This window comes from Arthrobacter sp., from assembly GCF_048266065.1.
Lineage (GTDB): Bacteria > Actinomycetota > Actinomycetes > Actinomycetales > Micrococcaceae > Arthrobacter_H.
Genome location: NZ_JBLXAH010000009.1, coordinates 76,286 through 91,809 on the forward strand (window position 1 = coordinate 76,286; position 15,524 = coordinate 91,809).

Below are 15,524 nucleotides of genomic sequence, written 5' to 3' on the forward strand. Positions count from 1 at the left end.
CTACGGCCTCAACTCCATGACCGTCTTCCCGATCCGGATGGTCTGCCCGATGTCCACGGGCTGGGCACGGGTCAAGGCGGAATCGCCCAGGTAGGTTCCATTCGTTGACCCGAGGTCCTCGATGAACCATCGGCTGCCCTGCGGGAAAAGGCGGGCGTGGCGTCCTGACGCGTAATCGTCTTCCAGCACCACTGTCGCCTCCTGGGCCCGGCCCAGCAGGATGGGGCTGGCCGCCAATTCGAGGCTGGTGCCCGCGAGGGGGCCCTCGATGATGGCCAGGGTGCGGGCCGTCTTCTTCGGTGCAGGTGCCGGTGTTGGCGCCAAATCGGGGTTCTTGCGGACCTCTCTGGCCGTCGGTTGCCCCGTTCGCGCCTTCTTGCCGATGGAAAGATCCCGGCGAAGGGCTGTGACGATGCTGAGGATCAGGATCCACAGCAGGATCAGGAATCCGAGGCGCAGGGCCGTCAGGACGAGGTCGCTCATGCGCTGCCTCCGGTGCGCTGGGGAACGAGACGGTAGGTGATGCGGGTGCGCCCCATCGCCACGATGGATCCGTCGAAGAGTTCCTCGCGGCCCTGGACGCGTTGTCCGTTGACGTAGCTGCCATTGGTGGAACCGAGGTCCACGGCCCAGGCGCGGTTCCCCTCACGGACGATCTCCACGTGCCGACGCGACGCCCCTGGATCGTCGATGGGGATGTCCGCATCGGCGGAACGGCCCAGGACGACGGAGTCGGCGTTCAGTGCATAACGTTGCCCGTTGATGTCCAGGACGGCCTGTTGGTTGGCGGGTTGGCGGGGTGGGGCTGCCGGGGCCTTCGGCGGCGCCGCCGTGGCGGTATCTGCCTTTTTCTCCATGGTGGCGTCGATGGTGAAGCGGCCGGCCTTGATCGACTCATCCCGGTTGAACGAGACGCTGACGGGCCCCTGCAGGGTGTACTGCTGGGAACGCGCGTGTTTGACGGCTACATCGCAAAGTTCCTCGGCCAGGGTGGCGCCCCATTGGCGCGCCCGCTCGAAGTCGGTGGTGCCCAGGCGGACCTTGAAGGAATTGGGGGCCAGGGTGCGCCCTTCGGAGAGCGTGAGCGTCCGGTTGTCCATCTCATTGCGCAGCTGGCTGGCGATCTCCACTGGCTGTACCTCGGCGGAGCCGGAACCCCGGAAGACGCTGGTCACCAGCTTTTCGAGACCGCGCTCAACGTTGTCCACCACACCCATGGGCGCCGCTCCTCTCGAAGTTGGTTGTCCTGTACGCCGTTCCGGCCACTGAGCGTGACGAAACAGCCGGCCGGTGGCCTGTGCTGGTCCGATACTACTTGCCCCGTCTGGGAATCGGTCCGAGGGAAGTGGCAACTCTTCCATAACGCAACGTGTTTTCGGGGCACTTTGGTTCCCTTCTGTGCCCCGCATCACACGGAAGGAGGCGATTAGGCGATGCCGCCCCGAGGGGGTTAGGATTGATCTCGCTGTTCCGGGGAAACCCGAACCAGCGACTCGCGCGAGTGGCGGAATTGGCAGACGCGCTGGCTTCAGGTGCCAGTGCCCGCAAGGGCGTGGGGGTTCAAGTCCCCCCTCGCGCACGCGAATGAAATGGCCCCTGACCTGGGATTTTATCTCTCGGGTTGGGGGTCATTCGTGTCGGAAGTGCTAGAAAAAGTGCTAAGTCTTGCCCAGGTGGGCGGCGAAGCGGTCTACTGCCGACCTCTGCATGGTCGGGGTGACGTGGGAGTAGATGTTCATCGTCGTCGTGATCGTTGAGTGCCCCAATCGTTCTTGGACGACCTTGGGGTGCTCGCCGAGTTCGAGTAGCAGGGTCGCGTGGGTGTGACGCAGCCCCTTGATCGTGACCCGGTGCAGGGAGTCGAACTTCGCGGTCGCCCATTTGAGGCGGCGATCCCAGCGGCTCGTCATCGCGTCGGGTGAGCGCAGCTTTCCGTCGTCGTCACCGAAGATGTAGGCGTCGGCCTTGGCGAGTGTGAACGAGAGTTCCGCGCGGGCAACCTTGTAGGAGTCGAGCACTTTCAACGTGTCCTCGTCCACGTCGATCACGCGGGCGTTGCCGGTCTTCGGGGGCTTGGTCTTCGTCCAGTCGTCGGTATCGACCGCGCGGCGGATGCTGACCGTCATCCGCTTGGTGTTGAGGTCGCTCCACTTCAGGGCGAGGGCTTCGCTTCTGCGCATGCCGGTGTAGGCCATGAGCCGCCACAGCGGGAACAGCTCGTCTTCCAGCTCGTCGCGGTTCCAGGTGAGGAACGTCTGCAACTGCTCGGCTGTCCAGGTGACGATTTCGGGTTTCTGCGCCCGCACCTCGCTCGTGGTCGGAGGCTTGACGGTGCGCTTCTTCTTCGCCGGGTTCACCGTCAGGTGCCCGTCGTCGATCGCGGCGTCGAGGATCGCACCGAGCACGACATGCACCTTGTGGACACTGTTGGCTGACAGCGGTTTGCCCTTGCCGTAGGTGTCCTTGCGGCCGGACTTCTCCAAGTCGCGGTAGTGGCGGGCGATCCTCGTGGCGGTGAGCTTGTCGAGCCGGATCGTGCCGAGCTGCGGGCGGATGTGGTTGCGGATGATCTTCTTGTACCCCTTGATTGTGGAAGCGGCGAGCTTCAACCCCGCCGCCCACTCATCCGCATACGTTCCGACCGTGGGCACCTTGTTGCCGAACTTCTCGTTCTGCTTCCGCTGCTTCAACGCCTCCTGCAAGGCGTCGTTCGCCTCGTCGGTGCTGGTGAACCCGGAACGCGTCAACCGCCGCGACCCCATCTCGGGATACTCCGGGTCTTTCAGGACGTAGATCTGAAACCGCCACCGCTTGCCCTGGTCGGTGTCGTAGGCCTGGATCGAGCCGGGCTGCCGGGAACGCGAACGTCGCTGCTTCTCACCCCCGCCGCGCTGCTCGGCGGGCTGCTTGGTCGTGGTCATGACAGGGTGCTCCTCGCGGTGGTCTGTCCGGGCTGGTGGGTGTCGGCGTAGTTCTCGGTGTAGTCCTTGGCGTTGAACACGCGCCCGGTCGGGTCGATCTGCACGCCCCGCTCGCGGATTACCTGCTCGCGCGCTCTGGCGGTCTGTAGTCGCTCGGCGTAGGCGGCGATGGTCTTGGGGTTCGCTCGTGGCTTCTCGGGGTCGTCCGGGTCGGGAGCGGTCATGCCCGCGAGCGTGGTTTCGAGGTAGTGGATGCGGTCGGTGCAGATCACCCATTCCTGCTGCCAGTAGTTGAACAGCCCCTCATCGGTGAGCACGAGTTCCCCGCGCATCCACCTGTCGATCTCTTCCGGCTCATACCCCTCTGGCACGCCCGTAAGCGTCGTCTGCTCGTCGGGCGGGGTCAGGAGTGCGGCAGGGGTAGTGCGCAGCAGGTAGGCGATCACGGTGAGGTCGTCCACGTCCACGCGGCGATCCCCGGCCTCCAGTTTGCTGATGCCCGAGGTGGAGAGCTTGCGCCCGGCCGCTTTCAGACCCTCGGACATGGTGCGCAAGTCCATGCCGATCGCTTGGCGGGCCGCGCGGATGTTCTGCGCGACGTGCGTGTTCGTGATGCCTGCGGGGTTGCCCCGCACCCTCTCTGTTTCCATAGTAGAAAACTACGACGCAATACTTGACAACGCAAGTGCGATTCTCTACGGTGTGAAGAATCACATTCACGCGCGCGACTGGAACGGATGGTGTGACGATGCGGCAGAGCACCCTCGACATGGACGACCTCCGCAAGCGGCGCAGCCTGGTCATCACCCGCAAGGAAGCCGCCGAAGCACTCGGCGTCGATCCCCGCACGATCACCACAAGCATCAACGAGGGCACCATCCCTCATGTCAAGCTCGGGCGACGTATCGTGATCCCCCGCGAGAAGTTCCTCGCGCTCTTCGCCGACACCGCTCCCGAGCACGACGGGTCTTAGGTGGCGCGCTGTGGCGGTGCCGAATCGGCACCGCCGCGCCGAGTTCCCGGAGGAATGTCGGCGGAGCGACGTAGACTGAACTCGTAACGCCGACCACAAGGAGGCACCTCGTATGGCTACGAAGACTCGCGTATCCGAGGCGCACGTTCAGCGCGTCCTCGCGGAAGTGCAGGCCGGTCAGCAGACCGCAGGCGAGGAAATGTCGCCCGAGGGCCTGGAACTGCTGGCGCGGCAGGTGCGCGGCGAGGTCACCGCAGACGAGGCCGTGGCCGAGGTGATCGCACGGGCCAAGGCTCGTTTCGCTCCTGCGCGGTAGCTCGCGCTCATGCCGGATCACTACACCTATCCGGGCTCCGATGTTCTGGTCAACAAGCTCGGCATCACGGACTACGAGCACTGGAAGTTCGTGGAAACCGAGGTCATCGGCCAGCGCATGGGTGAACTCCGCGAACACCCGATCCCCGGCAGCTACGACCTCGCCCATCTGCTGGCGATCCATCAGCATCTGACCTGCGACCTGTACGATTGGGCGGGCGAGGTCAGAGACACCGACACGCATCCCGGCGGCACCGGCATCATCCACTGCCGACCGCAGTTCATCGTCAGCGAGGCCGAGCGCGTCTTCGGGCAGCTCGCCGCCCGCGACTACCTGCGCGACCTCGACGCCGACGCGTTCTCCGACGGGCTCGCCTGGGCGTGGGGCGAAACAACCTCGATCCACGCGACCCGCGACGTGAACACGCGCAGTCAACACGTCTTCTTCAACCAGCTCGCCCGCGACGCCGGATGGGTCATCGACTGGTCGCGCATCCCCGGCGACGTGTTCGCCCACGCCCGCACCCTCGCCATCGTGGAAGACCACACGGGACTCGACGCGCTGATCCGCCCGAACCTCCTCACCGTCGAGGATGCCGAACAGCACGATCGGCTGATGGGGCTGCTGCACGAGCACACCGAGGGCTTCGCGACACGGAAAACCGCCCGCGATCCTGCTGTGCTCGACCGGGAGCTGGACGCCGCCCGTGAACGCTGCCGCACCCTGCCTCCGCCAGATGCGTTCGGACACCATGACCCGCCCAGCGGCGGGCGCGGCGGCCCGAGTCTCGGTCGGTAGCCGAGGGTAAGGGCGCGACGCGCCCGCGGCAGCCCGACCGCGCCGCGTCACAGTCCGCGAGCCGGGCCGTCGTGCCGGGGTGCGCTTCGGTGGTGCTGCTCGTAGTCGTGCGACAGGGCGCGCTCTCGCTCGGCTCGCCGGGCCTCGCGTGCAGCCTCTGCTGCGCGGCTCTGCTCGATCCGCTCTACGGCTTCGGCAGGGGTGAGCGTGCGCAGCAGGGCGGCTTCTTCCCGCGCCCGCATCGCGGTCTTCGCGGCTTGTGCGGCTTGCTGTGCGGGGTTGGTGGCGAGGTACGCCTGCTGGTTACGGATCACCGTTTCCGCGCCGAACGCTCGCGCGTATGCCGCGAGCCGTGCGGTCTGCGCGCGCTCTGGCCGGTACAGCATCACGTCGCGTGCTGCCTGGTGTTCCTGCTCGGCGTCGATCACGCGCGGGTCGCCGTCGATCCGGGACCGGGTCACTCGCTCCACCCAGCTATCGGCGCGCTCGTTCCATCTCGGCGTCTCACCCCACTCGCTCGTCAACTGCTGGTGAGCTTCGCGGGCTCGGGCCTGGGCGTTCTCGTGCTCGTCGCGGGCACGGCGCTTCCCGAACCACGACGACGCCCGCACCTGCTCGCCTGCCGTCTGCTCTACGGCGACGGCCTGCTGCCACTCGGCGAGCGCCGTTCGCGCGGCCGAGACGATAGGGGCGGTCACTTCGGTGCGCACCTGCTCGGCCCGTTGCCGTGCGGCATGCTCGGCGGTGCGGGCCGTCGCACGCGCCGCGTCCTCTCGGGTGCTCAGCTCGATCAAGGCGTCGCTGACCTGCTGCCAGCGTGCTGCCTGCGCCTCGGCGGTCGTGGCCCGCTTTACGAGGGCTGCTATCTCGTCGCTCACGAGCTGCACGGGGCCGTGCTCGGTCAGCCCGGCGACTTCCTCGACGGCGCGGCGGGTGGCGTCGGCAAGACCCCGGTCGGCGCGGTCGCGTTCCATCGCCTCGATGAACTGCACCCGCGCGTCGGCCAGGTTTCCGGCGACGATGTGCAGCAGGTTCTCGTTTCGGCCTCGCGTCATGCCGACGTAGACGCTGGCGGCGCTGGTCGTGTCGGTGAGGATCGTGTGCGACCCGGCCACGGTCGCGCCCTGCACCCCGTATGCGGTCGCCGCGTACGACAGGTGCGCGTGCTCGACCACATACTCGGCAGGGAGGCGCACTGTGCGCTGCCGCTTCCGCCCGTTCCCGGCCTCCCGCACGGAGAGCGCCCCATCGTCTTCGACGCGCTGCACGACCCATGTTTGACGGTTCGCCACCCCCACATAGGCGCTGTTCCTCCGCGTCTGAATCACATCCCCCGCCCCGACAGGGAGACCGTCGCTCCCATACACGGTCGTCATGTCGTCGACGAGCCCCTGTGAGACTCGTTCTTCGCGGATGCGGGCGTTGATGGTGCGGGCCTCGTCGTTCGTGCTGACGGTGACGGCTTCACTCTCGCGTGCGGATTGCGCAATGTGTTCGCGCGCATCCTCGCCGCTCTCGTGCAGGCGGATGAGACCGAGCCCTGCGAGCTGGTCGAACACCGAGCCGGGGTCGCGTCCGTCGCGCATCCGCAGCGTGACCTCGGCGTAGGCGGGGTCGGTGAAACGGTGTACCTCGGCCATGTCGAACGTACGATCGCGAATGTGCGCAGCCATATCGAGCACCCCGCCGCGACCGACCGCCGCGAGCTGCGCACGGTCTCCGACGAGCGCAACCGTCGCGCCCGCCTCATCGCAGACCGTCAGGAGGGCGATTGCGGTGTCTTGGTCGAGCATCCCGGCCTCGTCAACGATCACCCGCGCACCCCGCATGAGCCGTGCGTCCTCGGACGGGCCACCATAGCTGCGCTCCGTCTCCGGGTCGGTATCGCCGGGTGCTAGGCGCGTCCATACGCCGTCACTGTTCCAGCGCCAGCCGTGCGCGTGCACGAGTGCCGCAACACTGGTCGCGGGCACGCCGAGTTCATCGTGTGCGACCTGCGCGGCGCGCAACGTCGGCGCAACCACTCGCGACGCCCGCCCGTGCTGCGCTGCGACCTCGATTGCGACACCGAGCATGGTGGTCTTGCCCGCCCCGGCTGCCCCCTCAACGATCACGAGCGGATCGGCGGAGGCGACCGCAGCGACGGCACGCTCCTGCCCGGCATCCAGGCCCCGCGCCCTTGCCGCCTCGCGCACGTCCGGGTGCTTCGGCTCCTGCTTCGGTACTCGTGCGGTCAGGAGGTCGCGCAGCTCCGTCTCGGCCTGCACCACGCGCAGGCTGGTCAGGTGCGCCACATGCTCCGGCGTCGGTACACCAGGCGGGAGGATCGAGAAGCAATCCTCCATCGCTAACGCGGTCGCAATGCCGACGAACTCGCGTATCTCATCCGGTGCGGCTTGCACGCCGTACTCGGTCATGATCCGGGTCGCGTGCTCCTGCACGGTGTGCCGCGTCCACGCCGAACCGCTTGCGGCGCACCGATCCAGCGCCCGGCTTGCCACGGTCTGCACGGAGAGGTCATCCAGCGACGCCGGCGCACGACGTGCCGGCCGGCGCAACATGGCTGGGTCGTAGCCGGCCTCTCGCAACTCGGTCACCCACGCCTGTTCCTCACGCAACGCGGTGGGTTTCTTCGCGGGGCGCTCATGCGCCCAGGCTTTCGCCGCGAGCCGGGCGGAGACGACCGGCCCCATCGACTCGCCCGGATGTGCCGCTGCCCACTCGGCTTCGAACCGTTCGAGATGCTTGCGTACTTGCTCGCCGCGCTTGCTCATCACGCCGTTGAACCGCTCGAGCTCCACCACCTCGCCCGATACAGGGTCAAGGGTCAGGCCGTGCCGATCCAGCACCTCCGCAAGCTCCGGGTGCGCGGCGATCACAGCGGTGCCAAGGGCACGGATCGCGCCCTGCTGCCGGAACAACGCCGCCGTATCCAAGGCTCGCCACTTCCCCGCCGCCCAGACCCGAGTACCGATCTGAAAATGGATATGCCGGTGCGGGTCACCCGCACGGCTCGTGCGATGCGACACCGCCACGGTCTGCAACCGCTGGACAGGCACGACCTCCTGCTTCCCGCGCGGGCCGACACGGGTCACGGAGTGCTCCGCGAGCCACCGCTGAATCTCTGCCACGGCGTCCTGCTGCGCCCGGTCAAGAGCTGCGGAGACTTCCGGGTGAAGAGCGGCGGCAATCGACAGCGACTTCGGCGCGTTCACGACCATCTCCGCGAACCTGGGCGATCCCCGCCGCCCCTCAGCCGGCAGACGCGGCCTGCCCATCGACTCACCCGTGAGCGGGTTCGTCCAATCCACCCACTTCGCGTATGCCTCCGGGCCGAGCCCCAGCACAGCGGTCACGCTGCCGTCGCCGTCGAGAGCGGTGAACCCTGCAACGGACGCATCCGCGCCGAGGTAGTAGTCATCCGCGCGGGAACGGTCAGCCTCGACATAACGGCGCGCATCTGCTCCGGTTCCCCGGAACAGGATCACACCGCCATGCATGTCGATCACCACCCAATGTTTCTTGTATAGAAACTAGTGTATCTACCACGGTAGCATACGTTCATTCAGAAGAACAAGGGGAAGATCAATGCTGTCGGCGTGTGTAGTGGGCTAGGTGCGGGTTGTGGTGAGGCATGCCACAGGGGTGCATGTTGAAAACGGGAAGATCAAGCTGTGGCATCGATGTTGACCACGACCCCTTCTGGATGGTCGCGCAGTATCTTGTGAGCGCACGATCGATCAGAGTGAAATTGCCCTTCGTTGACACCGTCACGCTAACGAGCCTTCGCGAGTGGGGATGTGATGGAAATCCCCGCGGGTTAGGTTGAGGCCGACGGCTAGGCGAGCGTGAGAAAGAGTTTCTCGAGTTCGTCTTGATCGGGGGCGCCCTCCGTGCCTGGGTGGTTCAAGCATTCTTTCAATGCGCTGGAGATCAGAAGGAACCCCGCCCGGTCGAGCGCCTTGGAGACGGCGGAGAGCTGCTGCACGACATCGCGGCAGTGCGCGTCCTGCTCCACCGCGGCGATGACCGCGGCGAGCTGCCCGTGTGCACGACGCAAGCGGTTCACCACCTTGCGCTTCGCCTCCGCATCATGCTGAGCAGGAATAGGGTCTGCTGTTGTCTCATGCCCCATGACCTCTGCCTCCTTCACTGTGTTGAAACGACCTGACTTGACAAACATGATACCCCCCTGGGTATAGTTATCCTATTCCACAGGATACCCCCTGGGGTATATAGAACTAAGGAGAGCGTGATGTGTCGAGCGGTGACCTGTCGTACATGCATGAAGACGACCTGGGCGGGATGTGGGCAGCATGTCGCGATGGTGAAGGCGGGCGTGCCCGCATCGGACTGGTGCAACGGCAAGCACACTCAGGCGCAAATCGATGCCGCGAAGGCAAACCGGGGCGGGTTCTTCTCCCGCCTGTTCGGCCGCTAAACCGCAGAGAAGGAACGGAACAGGCAATGGCTACGAGGAATCTGACGCTGGACACCTTCGAGGGTGCCGTGAACGGTGATGGCATCGTGTTCGTCGATTTCTGGGCGGCGTGGTGCGGGCCGTGCCGGGCGTTTGCCCTCACCTTCGAGCGCGCCTCCGAGCAGCATCCAGACATTGTGTTCGGCAAGGTTGACACCGAGGCCGAGCAGCAGCTCGCAGCGAGCTTCCGCATCAGCTCGATCCCGACTCTCATGGTGTTCCGCGACGGGATCCCGGTCTACGCCCAGCCTGGGGTTCTCCCTCCTGCGCAGCTCGACCAGCTCATCCAGGGCGCCCGTGACCTCGATATGGACGACGTGCGTCGGCAGATCGCCGAGCGCGGCACGCAGCCCGCCTCCTGAAACCGGCTGAGATCCACTCATCCATCCAGCACATCGTCAGAAAGGACCCTCATTATGTGCGCACGAATCACCTGCTCTGCCTGCGGCAGGCCCACCTGGACCGGCTGCGGCGAGCACATCGAGGATGCCCTCTACGGCGTACCCGAGGCCGACCGCTGCACCTGCAACTGACTCCTGAATCACTACATCACTCGAGAAAGAACTGATCATGCTGCTCGAACGCATCTATGACGAGGATCTCGCACAGGCGAGCTATTTCATCGGCTGTCAGGCGAAGGGCGAGGCCATCGTCATCGATCCCCGCCGCGACATCGATGTCTACCTCGACCTGGCCGAGAAGAACGGCATGCGAATCGTCGCCGTCACCGAGACGCACATCCACGCCGACTACCTGTCGGGCACCCGCGAACTCGCTGCGAGAACCGGCGCCCGGATGCACGTCTCCAACGAGGGCGGGCCAGACTGGACGTACGGCCCCGACTTCGACAGTGCCGTGCGCATGAAGCACGGCCACCGCATCCGACTCGGCAACATCACCGTCGAGGCCTCGCACACGCCCGGGCACACGCCTGAGCACCTGTCGTTCCTCATCACCGACGGGGCGCAGGCGAGCGAGCCGGGTTTCATGCTCACCGGCGACTTCGTGTTCGTCGGCGACCTCGGTCGCCCCGACCTGCTCGACGAGGCCGCCGGGTTCGTCGACACCCGCTTCCGGGGCGCGAGGGATCTCTTCGCAAGCCTGCGCGACCGCTTCCTCACCTTGCCCGACTATGTGCAGGTGCTGCCGGCGCACGGCTCCGGTTCGGCGTGCGGCAAAGCGCTCGGCGCGATCCCTGCGTCGACCGTCGGCTACGAGCGAAACTTCTCCTGGTGGAGCCAGTATCTGAAGAACGACGACGAACAGGGCTTCGTCGATGAACTGCTCAGCGGTCAGCCGGATGCTCACGCCTACTTCGGCCGCATGAAGATCGAGAACAAGATCGGCCCAGCCGTGATCGGCGACATGCCCGAACTCGTTGAATACACGGCAAACGAACTCCGGTCGGCGCTCGATGCCGACTTCGTGATCTTCGTGGACACCCGCCACAACAGTAAGGTGCACGAAGGTACCGTGGAGCGCTCCCTGAACATCCCGGGCGTCGCGAAGGCCGCGAGCTACGGCGCGTGGGTCTATGATCCGCAGATCGAGGATCGCCCGCTCGTGCTCCTCGCCGGCTCGCTCGAAGAGGCGCAGCAGATGCGCGACCACCTGATGCGGGTCGGCATCGACACGGTACGCGGCTACATCACCTCACTCGACGGCCTCGAACTCGTCAAGCCGAAGCTCGTGCAGCCGGAGGCTCTCGACGGCTTTGACGGGGTGATGCTGCTCGATGTGCGCAACCGCACCGAGTACGCTGAGGGCCACCTGCCAGATGCCAAGCAGCTCTCCGGCGGTCGCGTGCTCTGGAACCTCGACCTGCTGCCCGAGCCCGAGGCCGGCACGATCGTCACCTACTGCCAGAGCGGTGTACGCAATAGCGTCGCCGCCAGCGCGCTGCGCCGTCAGGGGTATGACATCGCCGAACTCGACGGTAGCTACGCGGCCTGGGCAGCGCGCCCCGGCAACCAGCCCGTCACCGCCTGACCGGCGCACTCAGGAGTCCGAGTGGAACCCCATCTGATCGTCATCGCGCTCGCTCTGGCGGCGCTGGTCGGCGTGTCCCTCGGGCTCCTCGGCGGGGGTGGATCGATCCTCACGGTCCCGATCCTCACCTATGTGCTCGGCATGGCACCGCGCGAGGCGATCGCCGCGTCGCTCTTCATCGTCGGCGCGACCAGCGCCGTCAGCATGATCGGCCACGCCAGATCAGGTCGTGTGCGCTGGAAGACCGGTGCCCTCTTCGGCGTCGCGGGCATGATCGGAGCGTTCGCAGGTGGGCTCCTCGGCGGGTTCATTCCCGGGCCAGTGCTCATGATTCTGTTCGCTGTCATGATGATCGTCACCGCGGGCGCGATGATCCGCGGGCGCAAGAATCGCGGCAGCGGGGCCCCTGAAACGGTTCACTCGAGGCCGATCCTGCGCATCCTCGCCGACGGGCTCCTTGTCGGCATCGCCACGGGCCTTGTCGGCGCGGGCGGCGGGTTTCTCATCGTGCCCGCGCTCAATCTGCTCGGCGGGCTGCCCATGGCCATTGCGGTCGGTACCTCGTTGCTGGTGATAGCAATGAAATCGTTCGCGGGGCTCGGCGGCTACCTGTTCTCGGTCCAACTCAACTGGCCGATCGTGCTTGCCTTCACGGCGACCGCCACCGCGGGCTCCTTCGCGGGTGTCGCCCTCGCCGGGCGCATCCCCGAACGCGCGCTCCGTAAAGGGTTCGGCGTGTTCGTCCTCGTGATGGGGGCTTTCGTGCTCGTCCAAGAAGCCCCTGCGTTCCTGTCCTTGTTCACCTCAGCCTGAAACGGAAGACGCCTCCAATGATCGCTGACGCCTCAAGCGCCGAAACCCGAGCCTCGCGCATCGGCCGAGTCGTTCCCGGGCACGCGATCCCCGTCATCGACGAGCGGGCTGTGCGCGCGGCCGCGGGAATCATGTTCCTGCTGGGCGGGGCCGCATTCGCGACGGCGTTCTTCACCGGCTCGGCACAGCCGCTGCAGCCCTTCGGCATGTTCTTCATGATCGACATGCTTTTGCGTGTGACCGCAGGTGACCGCTGGTCGCCCACGCTGATGCTCGGCCGCCTTGCGGTGAAAGGGCAGCGCCCGGAATGGGTCGGCGCACCGCAGAAGGAGCTCGCATGGTGGCTGGGCTTCGGCCTCGCCCTCGTCGCCTGCGCGAGCATGGGCCTGTTCGCGGCACCGCTCTGGATCCCCCTCGCGCTCTGCGGCTCCTGTCTCACTCTGCTCTTCCTCGAGACCGCGTTCGGCATCTGCGTCGGCTGCGCCCTACAGAGCCGTTTCAGCAAGCAACCGCCCAAGTACTGTCCGGGCGACACTTGCGATACGGGTTCCAGCACCCACTTTGCTGCGCCCTGGTCTGCGCCAGTCGGACACCCGACCCCTGAACCATCCGTCACCACCAGACCAAAATCAAGCTGAAAGGGCCACCCGCCATGCTCCGTTCAATCACTATCTCCCTCTCCGCTGTCGCGCTCCTGCTCGGCTTGGCAGCCTGCTCATCCGCGCCGAACTCGGCTGGCGGTGCGAACCCGGTCGAAGTCGGTGATGCCACGATCCTGCTCGACGTCCGCACCGCCGCAGAGCACTCAGCAGGGCACCTCGATGGAGCCAAGCTGCTCGACTTCAACGGCGGCGACCTCGCCGCCGCGATCCCGAGCCTCGACCCAGACGCCGAATACCTCGTCTACTGCCGCTCAGGCAACCGATCCGGCCAGGCGATCGCGCTCATGGAACAGGCCGGGTTCACGAACCTCACCAACCTCGGATCCCTCGAACAAGCAGCTCAGGCGACCGGGCTACCGATCGTGAACTAAGGACAGACCCTTATCACCTATGGGTATCGGCGCTGCGATGGGCGGCGACGCTATCGGCCCCTACAGTAAAGAGCGTTGCAAAAGTGCTAACGAAAGTGCTAAGCAACCTGTAGGTCAAGGTATCGCGGCGGAGTTATCCACAGGTCACATGTCGTAGATCGTTGATTTTATACGGCAGAACGCTCGGCCCAGATTCGCGGCGCGAGGGGGTCGAGGTCAGTTCAAGTCCCCCCTCGCGCACGAGTTTCGAGGATGTCCCCTTCCCGGTTCACGGGAAGGGGACATTTTTGCATCCCGCTGAAACGTGCCGACGGAATAAGCGGGGGAATTTTCCGTTGTACCGGGCATGACCGCCCTGCCCCCGTTGTCCCTGCTGGATCGTGCCCTGGCACGTGCCGGTGAAGGTGAAGGTGCCGCGTTGCAGGCGGTGATCGCCCGGGCCGGTGCGGCGGACACGCAGGGGTTCTTGCGGTTTTGGGTCGCCGAACACCATGGGGTGCCGGGCATCACGGGGGCGGCGCCGGCCGTCCTGATGGCCGCGATCGCCGCGGCGACCACCGACCTGCGGGTGGGGTCAGGGGGAATCATGCTGCCGAACCACCAGCCGCTGGTGGTCGCCGAGCAGGCCTCGACCCTGGACCAGCTCCATCCCGGGCGCATCGACCTGGGGGTGGGGCGGTCACTGGGTTTCACCCCGGCGGTCCGATCCGCGCTGCGCACACCCACCTCCACGGATGCAGGGTTTGTCGAGGACCTCGTGGAACTGCTGTCCTACCTGGACGGGACGGCCCCCGTGACCTCCAGGCCGCGGCCCGCCTCCCGGATTCCGGTTTTCGTCCTGGCGACCCGGAGGGGTGTGGCCCTGGCAGCCCAGGCCGGCCTCGGCGTCGTACTCGGTGGGCCCGTGGTCGCTGACCCGGAGCGTGCCCGCACGCTCGTGGAGGGTTACCGCTCCTCCTTCCGCCCGTCCGGGCACGGGGACCGGCCCCACGTGGTGGTGGCGGTGAATGCCCTGGCCGCCGATACCGGCTCCGCGGCCCGGGACCTGGTGCTCCCGGAGGCGTGGGCGATGGCACAGTCCCGTACCGTGGGGGAATTCCGGCCGCTGGAGCCGGTGCAAGCGGTGCAGCAGGCGGCCATGACCGCCCGTCAACGTCGACTGGTCCAGGACCACGTGGATGCCGCCGTGCACGGGACACCGCAGGAGGTCGGCAGGGAACTGGAGGATCTGGTCGCCGCGACGGGTGCCGACGAGCTGCTGCTGACCGGGGCGACCCACGACCTTCGGGCCCAGGCCAGGTCCGATGAGCTGCTCGCGGAGCTGGTGCGGGACTGAGGTTCCCGGGCCGTCGGTGGTTCCACGCCGTGGATTCCGCCGGTGACGAATACCCGTCACCGGACGAGACCCACGCCACAGGATCTGCATAGACTGGGGGCGCATACGCGAACGACGACGATGAAGGGGTGCACCCGTGGCAGAAAAGTCAGCACATCAGAACGTCACCTTTCCCTCCGCCGGGCAACAGGCCCACGGCTACCTGGCCATTCCGGCCTCCGGCAGCGGGCCCGGGGTGATCGTCATCCAGGAATGGTGGGGGCTGACCGACCACATCCGTGACGTCGCCGACCGGCTGGCCGCCGAGGGGTTCGTGGCGTTGGCCCCGGACCTCTACGGCGGGTGGATCACCCACGACGGCGACGAGGCCGCCGAGATGATGCAGAAGCTTCCGGAGGAGGAGGGTGCCCGGCTGCTCACCGGTGCGGTGGACTACCTGCTGGGTCTCGAAGCTGTCACCAGCACGAAGGTCTCGGCCATCGGCTTCTGCATGGGTGGCGGATTCGTGTTGGCACTGGCCGCCCAGCAGGGGGACCGGATCGCCGCCGCCGTACCGTTCTACGGTGTCGGGCAGGGTGTTCCCGCGGCGTTCTCCGGGGTCCGTGCGGCCATCCAGGGCCATTACGCGACCGAGGACACCTCGTTCCCGGTGGAACAGGCGCGTGCCCAGGAGCGGCAGATCCGCGAGGAATCCGGCGCCGAGGTCACCTATTACTACTATGAAGCCCCCCACGCGTTCCATAATGATGGGAACCCGCAGGGGAACTACCGCCCGGAAGCTGCCCGGTTGGCCTGGGAACGGGCCGTGGGCTTCCTGCGGGAGAAGACCAGCTAGACCACGCACGACCAACAGGCGGCGGCGCCG

17 protein-coding genes and 1 tRNA gene are annotated in these 15,524 nt (G+C 66.5%); 12 read left to right on the forward strand and 6 right to left on the reverse strand.

Annotated elements, in window-relative coordinates:
* Both ACN0TP_RS14815 and ACN0TP_RS14820 read right to left on the reverse strand, forming a co-directional pair.
* A complete protein-coding gene (locus ACN0TP_RS14815) occupies positions 1-483 on the reverse strand; it encodes an FHA domain-containing protein (protein ID WP_417220154.1) in 483 nt (160 codons plus the stop codon).
* A complete protein-coding gene (locus ACN0TP_RS14820) occupies positions 480-1,217 on the reverse strand; it encodes an FhaA domain-containing protein (protein ID WP_417220156.1) in 738 nt (245 codons plus the stop codon). The genes ACN0TP_RS14815 and ACN0TP_RS14820 overlap by 4 nt, the downstream gene beginning before the upstream one ends.
* Positions 1,218-1,495: 278 nt before the next feature.
* Between ACN0TP_RS14820 and ACN0TP_RS14825 the strand changes: the two genes are divergently transcribed.
* A tRNA-Leu gene (locus ACN0TP_RS14825) sits at positions 1,496-1,579 on the forward strand.
* Between the two features lie 79 nt (positions 1,580-1,658).
* On the opposite strand, the gene ACN0TP_RS14830 is transcribed toward ACN0TP_RS14825, so the two are convergent.
* On the reverse strand, positions 1,659-2,921 hold the full coding sequence (locus ACN0TP_RS14830) for a tyrosine-type recombinase/integrase (protein ID WP_417220158.1): 1,263 nt from the start codon (positions 2,919-2,921) through the stop codon (positions 1,659-1,661).
* The gene (locus ACN0TP_RS14835; RefSeq protein WP_417220159.1) at positions 2,918-3,571 is read right to left on the reverse strand and encodes a helix-turn-helix domain-containing protein; all 654 of its coding nucleotides are present in this window, start codon (positions 3,569-3,571) and stop codon (positions 2,918-2,920) included. Before ACN0TP_RS14835 ends, ACN0TP_RS14830 begins: the two co-directional genes overlap by 4 nt.
* A gap of 98 nt (positions 3,572-3,669) precedes the next feature.
* Here ACN0TP_RS14835 and ACN0TP_RS14840 point away from each other — a divergent pair, with 98 nt between their 5' ends.
* From ACN0TP_RS14840 to ACN0TP_RS14850, 3 genes are all read left to right on the forward strand, one after another.
* Positions 3,670-3,894: a helix-turn-helix domain-containing protein gene (locus tag ACN0TP_RS14840; protein ID WP_124970892.1), complete on the forward strand. Its 225-nt coding sequence runs from the start codon at positions 3,670-3,672 to the stop codon at positions 3,892-3,894.
* Positions 3,895-4,006: 112 nt separating this feature from the next.
* Positions 4,007-4,210, forward strand: coding sequence for an antitoxin VbhA family protein (locus tag ACN0TP_RS14845; protein WP_417220161.1), 204 nt, complete (start codon positions 4,007-4,009; stop codon positions 4,208-4,210).
* 9 nt (positions 4,211-4,219) lie between these two features.
* Positions 4,220-5,008: a Fic/DOC family protein gene (locus ACN0TP_RS14850; RefSeq protein ID WP_417220163.1), complete on the forward strand. Its 789-nt coding sequence runs from the start codon at positions 4,220-4,222 to the stop codon at positions 5,006-5,008.
* Positions 5,009-5,055: 47 nt separating this feature from the next.
* Here the strand turns inward: ACN0TP_RS14850 and mobF are convergent, their stop codons facing one another.
* Both mobF and ACN0TP_RS14860 read right to left on the reverse strand, forming a co-directional pair.
* A complete protein-coding gene (gene mobF, locus ACN0TP_RS14855; protein WP_417220164.1) occupies positions 5,056-8,520 on the reverse strand; it encodes a MobF family relaxase in 3,465 nt (1,154 codons plus the stop codon).
* Positions 8,521-8,846: 326 nt separating this feature from the next.
* Entirely contained in the window at positions 8,847-9,143 is a 297-nt protein-coding gene (locus ACN0TP_RS14860; RefSeq protein WP_417220283.1) for a metal-sensitive transcriptional regulator, read from the reverse strand.
* A gap of 120 nt (positions 9,144-9,263) precedes the next feature.
* On the opposite strand from ACN0TP_RS14860, the gene ACN0TP_RS14865 reads away from it, so the two are divergent.
* The 8 genes from ACN0TP_RS14865 (at position 9,264) to ACN0TP_RS14900 (ending at position 15,494) form a co-directional block, all read left to right on the forward strand.
* Complete coding sequence (locus ACN0TP_RS14865; protein ID WP_417220166.1) at positions 9,264-9,449, forward strand: hypothetical protein; 186 nt, start codon at positions 9,264-9,266, stop codon at positions 9,447-9,449.
* Between the two features lie 26 nt (positions 9,450-9,475).
* Positions 9,476-9,850 (forward strand): thioredoxin family protein, encoded by a 375-nt coding sequence (locus ACN0TP_RS14870; protein ID WP_206475468.1) that lies wholly within the window; start codon positions 9,476-9,478, stop codon positions 9,848-9,850.
* A gap of 208 nt (positions 9,851-10,058) precedes the next feature.
* Positions 10,059-11,477, forward strand: coding sequence for an MBL fold metallo-hydrolase (locus ACN0TP_RS14875; RefSeq protein ID WP_417220169.1), 1,419 nt, complete (start codon positions 10,059-10,061; stop codon positions 11,475-11,477).
* Between the two features lie 21 nt (positions 11,478-11,498).
* Positions 11,499-12,290 carry a sulfite exporter TauE/SafE family protein gene (locus ACN0TP_RS14880; protein ID WP_417220171.1) on the forward strand — a complete coding sequence of 264 codons (792 nt, stop codon included), beginning with the start codon at positions 11,499-11,501 and terminating at the stop codon, positions 12,288-12,290.
* A gap of 17 nt (positions 12,291-12,307) precedes the next feature.
* Complete coding sequence (locus tag ACN0TP_RS14885) at positions 12,308-12,928, forward strand: DUF4395 domain-containing protein (RefSeq protein WP_298863924.1); 621 nt, start codon at positions 12,308-12,310, stop codon at positions 12,926-12,928.
* 14 nt (positions 12,929-12,942) lie between these two features.
* Entirely contained in the window at positions 12,943-13,323 is a 381-nt protein-coding gene (locus ACN0TP_RS14890; RefSeq protein WP_206475464.1) for a rhodanese-like domain-containing protein, read from the forward strand.
* A 346-nt stretch (positions 13,324-13,669) separates the two neighbouring features.
* Complete coding sequence (locus tag ACN0TP_RS14895; protein ID WP_417220173.1) at positions 13,670-14,659, forward strand: MsnO8 family LLM class oxidoreductase; 990 nt, start codon at positions 13,670-13,672, stop codon at positions 14,657-14,659.
* Between the two features lie 136 nt (positions 14,660-14,795).
* Positions 14,796-15,494 carry a dienelactone hydrolase family protein gene (locus ACN0TP_RS14900; RefSeq protein WP_417220174.1) on the forward strand — a complete coding sequence of 233 codons (699 nt, stop codon included), beginning with the start codon at positions 14,796-14,798 and terminating at the stop codon, positions 15,492-15,494.
* Positions 15,495-15,524: the final 30 nt, after the last annotated feature.

Coding starts and splice junctions, on each gene's coding strand:
- ACN0TP_RS14845 (WP_417220161.1), top strand. CDS start 4,007: ATGGCTACGAAGACTCGCGTATCCGAGGCGCACGTTCAGCGCGTCCTC.
- ACN0TP_RS14850 (WP_417220163.1), top strand. CDS start 4,220: ATGCCGGATCACTACACCTATCCGGGCTCCGATGTTCTGGTCAACAAG.
- ACN0TP_RS14890 (WP_206475464.1), top strand. CDS start 12,943: ATGCTCCGTTCAATCACTATCTCCCTCTCCGCTGTCGCGCTCCTGCTC.
- ACN0TP_RS14865 (WP_417220166.1), top strand. CDS start 9,264: ATGTGTCGAGCGGTGACCTGTCGTACATGCATGAAGACGACCTGGGCG.
- ACN0TP_RS14830 (WP_417220158.1), bottom strand. CDS start 2,921: ATGACCACGACCAAGCAGCCCGCCGAGCAGCGCGGCGGGGGTGAGAAG.
- ACN0TP_RS14835 (WP_417220159.1), bottom strand. CDS start 3,571: ATGGAAACAGAGAGGGTGCGGGGCAACCCCGCAGGCATCACGAACACG.
- ACN0TP_RS14860 (WP_417220283.1), bottom strand. CDS start 9,143: ATGGGGCATGAGACAACAGCAGACCCTATTCCTGCTCAGCATGATGCG.
- ACN0TP_RS14870 (WP_206475468.1), top strand. CDS start 9,476: ATGGCTACGAGGAATCTGACGCTGGACACCTTCGAGGGTGCCGTGAAC.
- ACN0TP_RS14895 (WP_417220173.1), top strand. CDS start 13,670: ATGACCGCCCTGCCCCCGTTGTCCCTGCTGGATCGTGCCCTGGCACGT.
- ACN0TP_RS14820 (WP_417220156.1), bottom strand. CDS start 1,217: ATGGGTGTGGTGGACAACGTTGAGCGCGGTCTCGAAAAGCTGGTGACC.
- ACN0TP_RS14875 (WP_417220169.1), top strand. CDS start 10,059: ATGCTGCTCGAACGCATCTATGACGAGGATCTCGCACAGGCGAGCTAT.
- ACN0TP_RS14840 (WP_124970892.1), top strand. CDS start 3,670: ATGCGGCAGAGCACCCTCGACATGGACGACCTCCGCAAGCGGCGCAGC.
- ACN0TP_RS14815 (WP_417220154.1), bottom strand. CDS start 483: ATGAGCGACCTCGTCCTGACGGCCCTGCGCCTCGGATTCCTGATCCTG.
- ACN0TP_RS14885 (WP_298863924.1), top strand. CDS start 12,308: ATGATCGCTGACGCCTCAAGCGCCGAAACCCGAGCCTCGCGCATCGGC.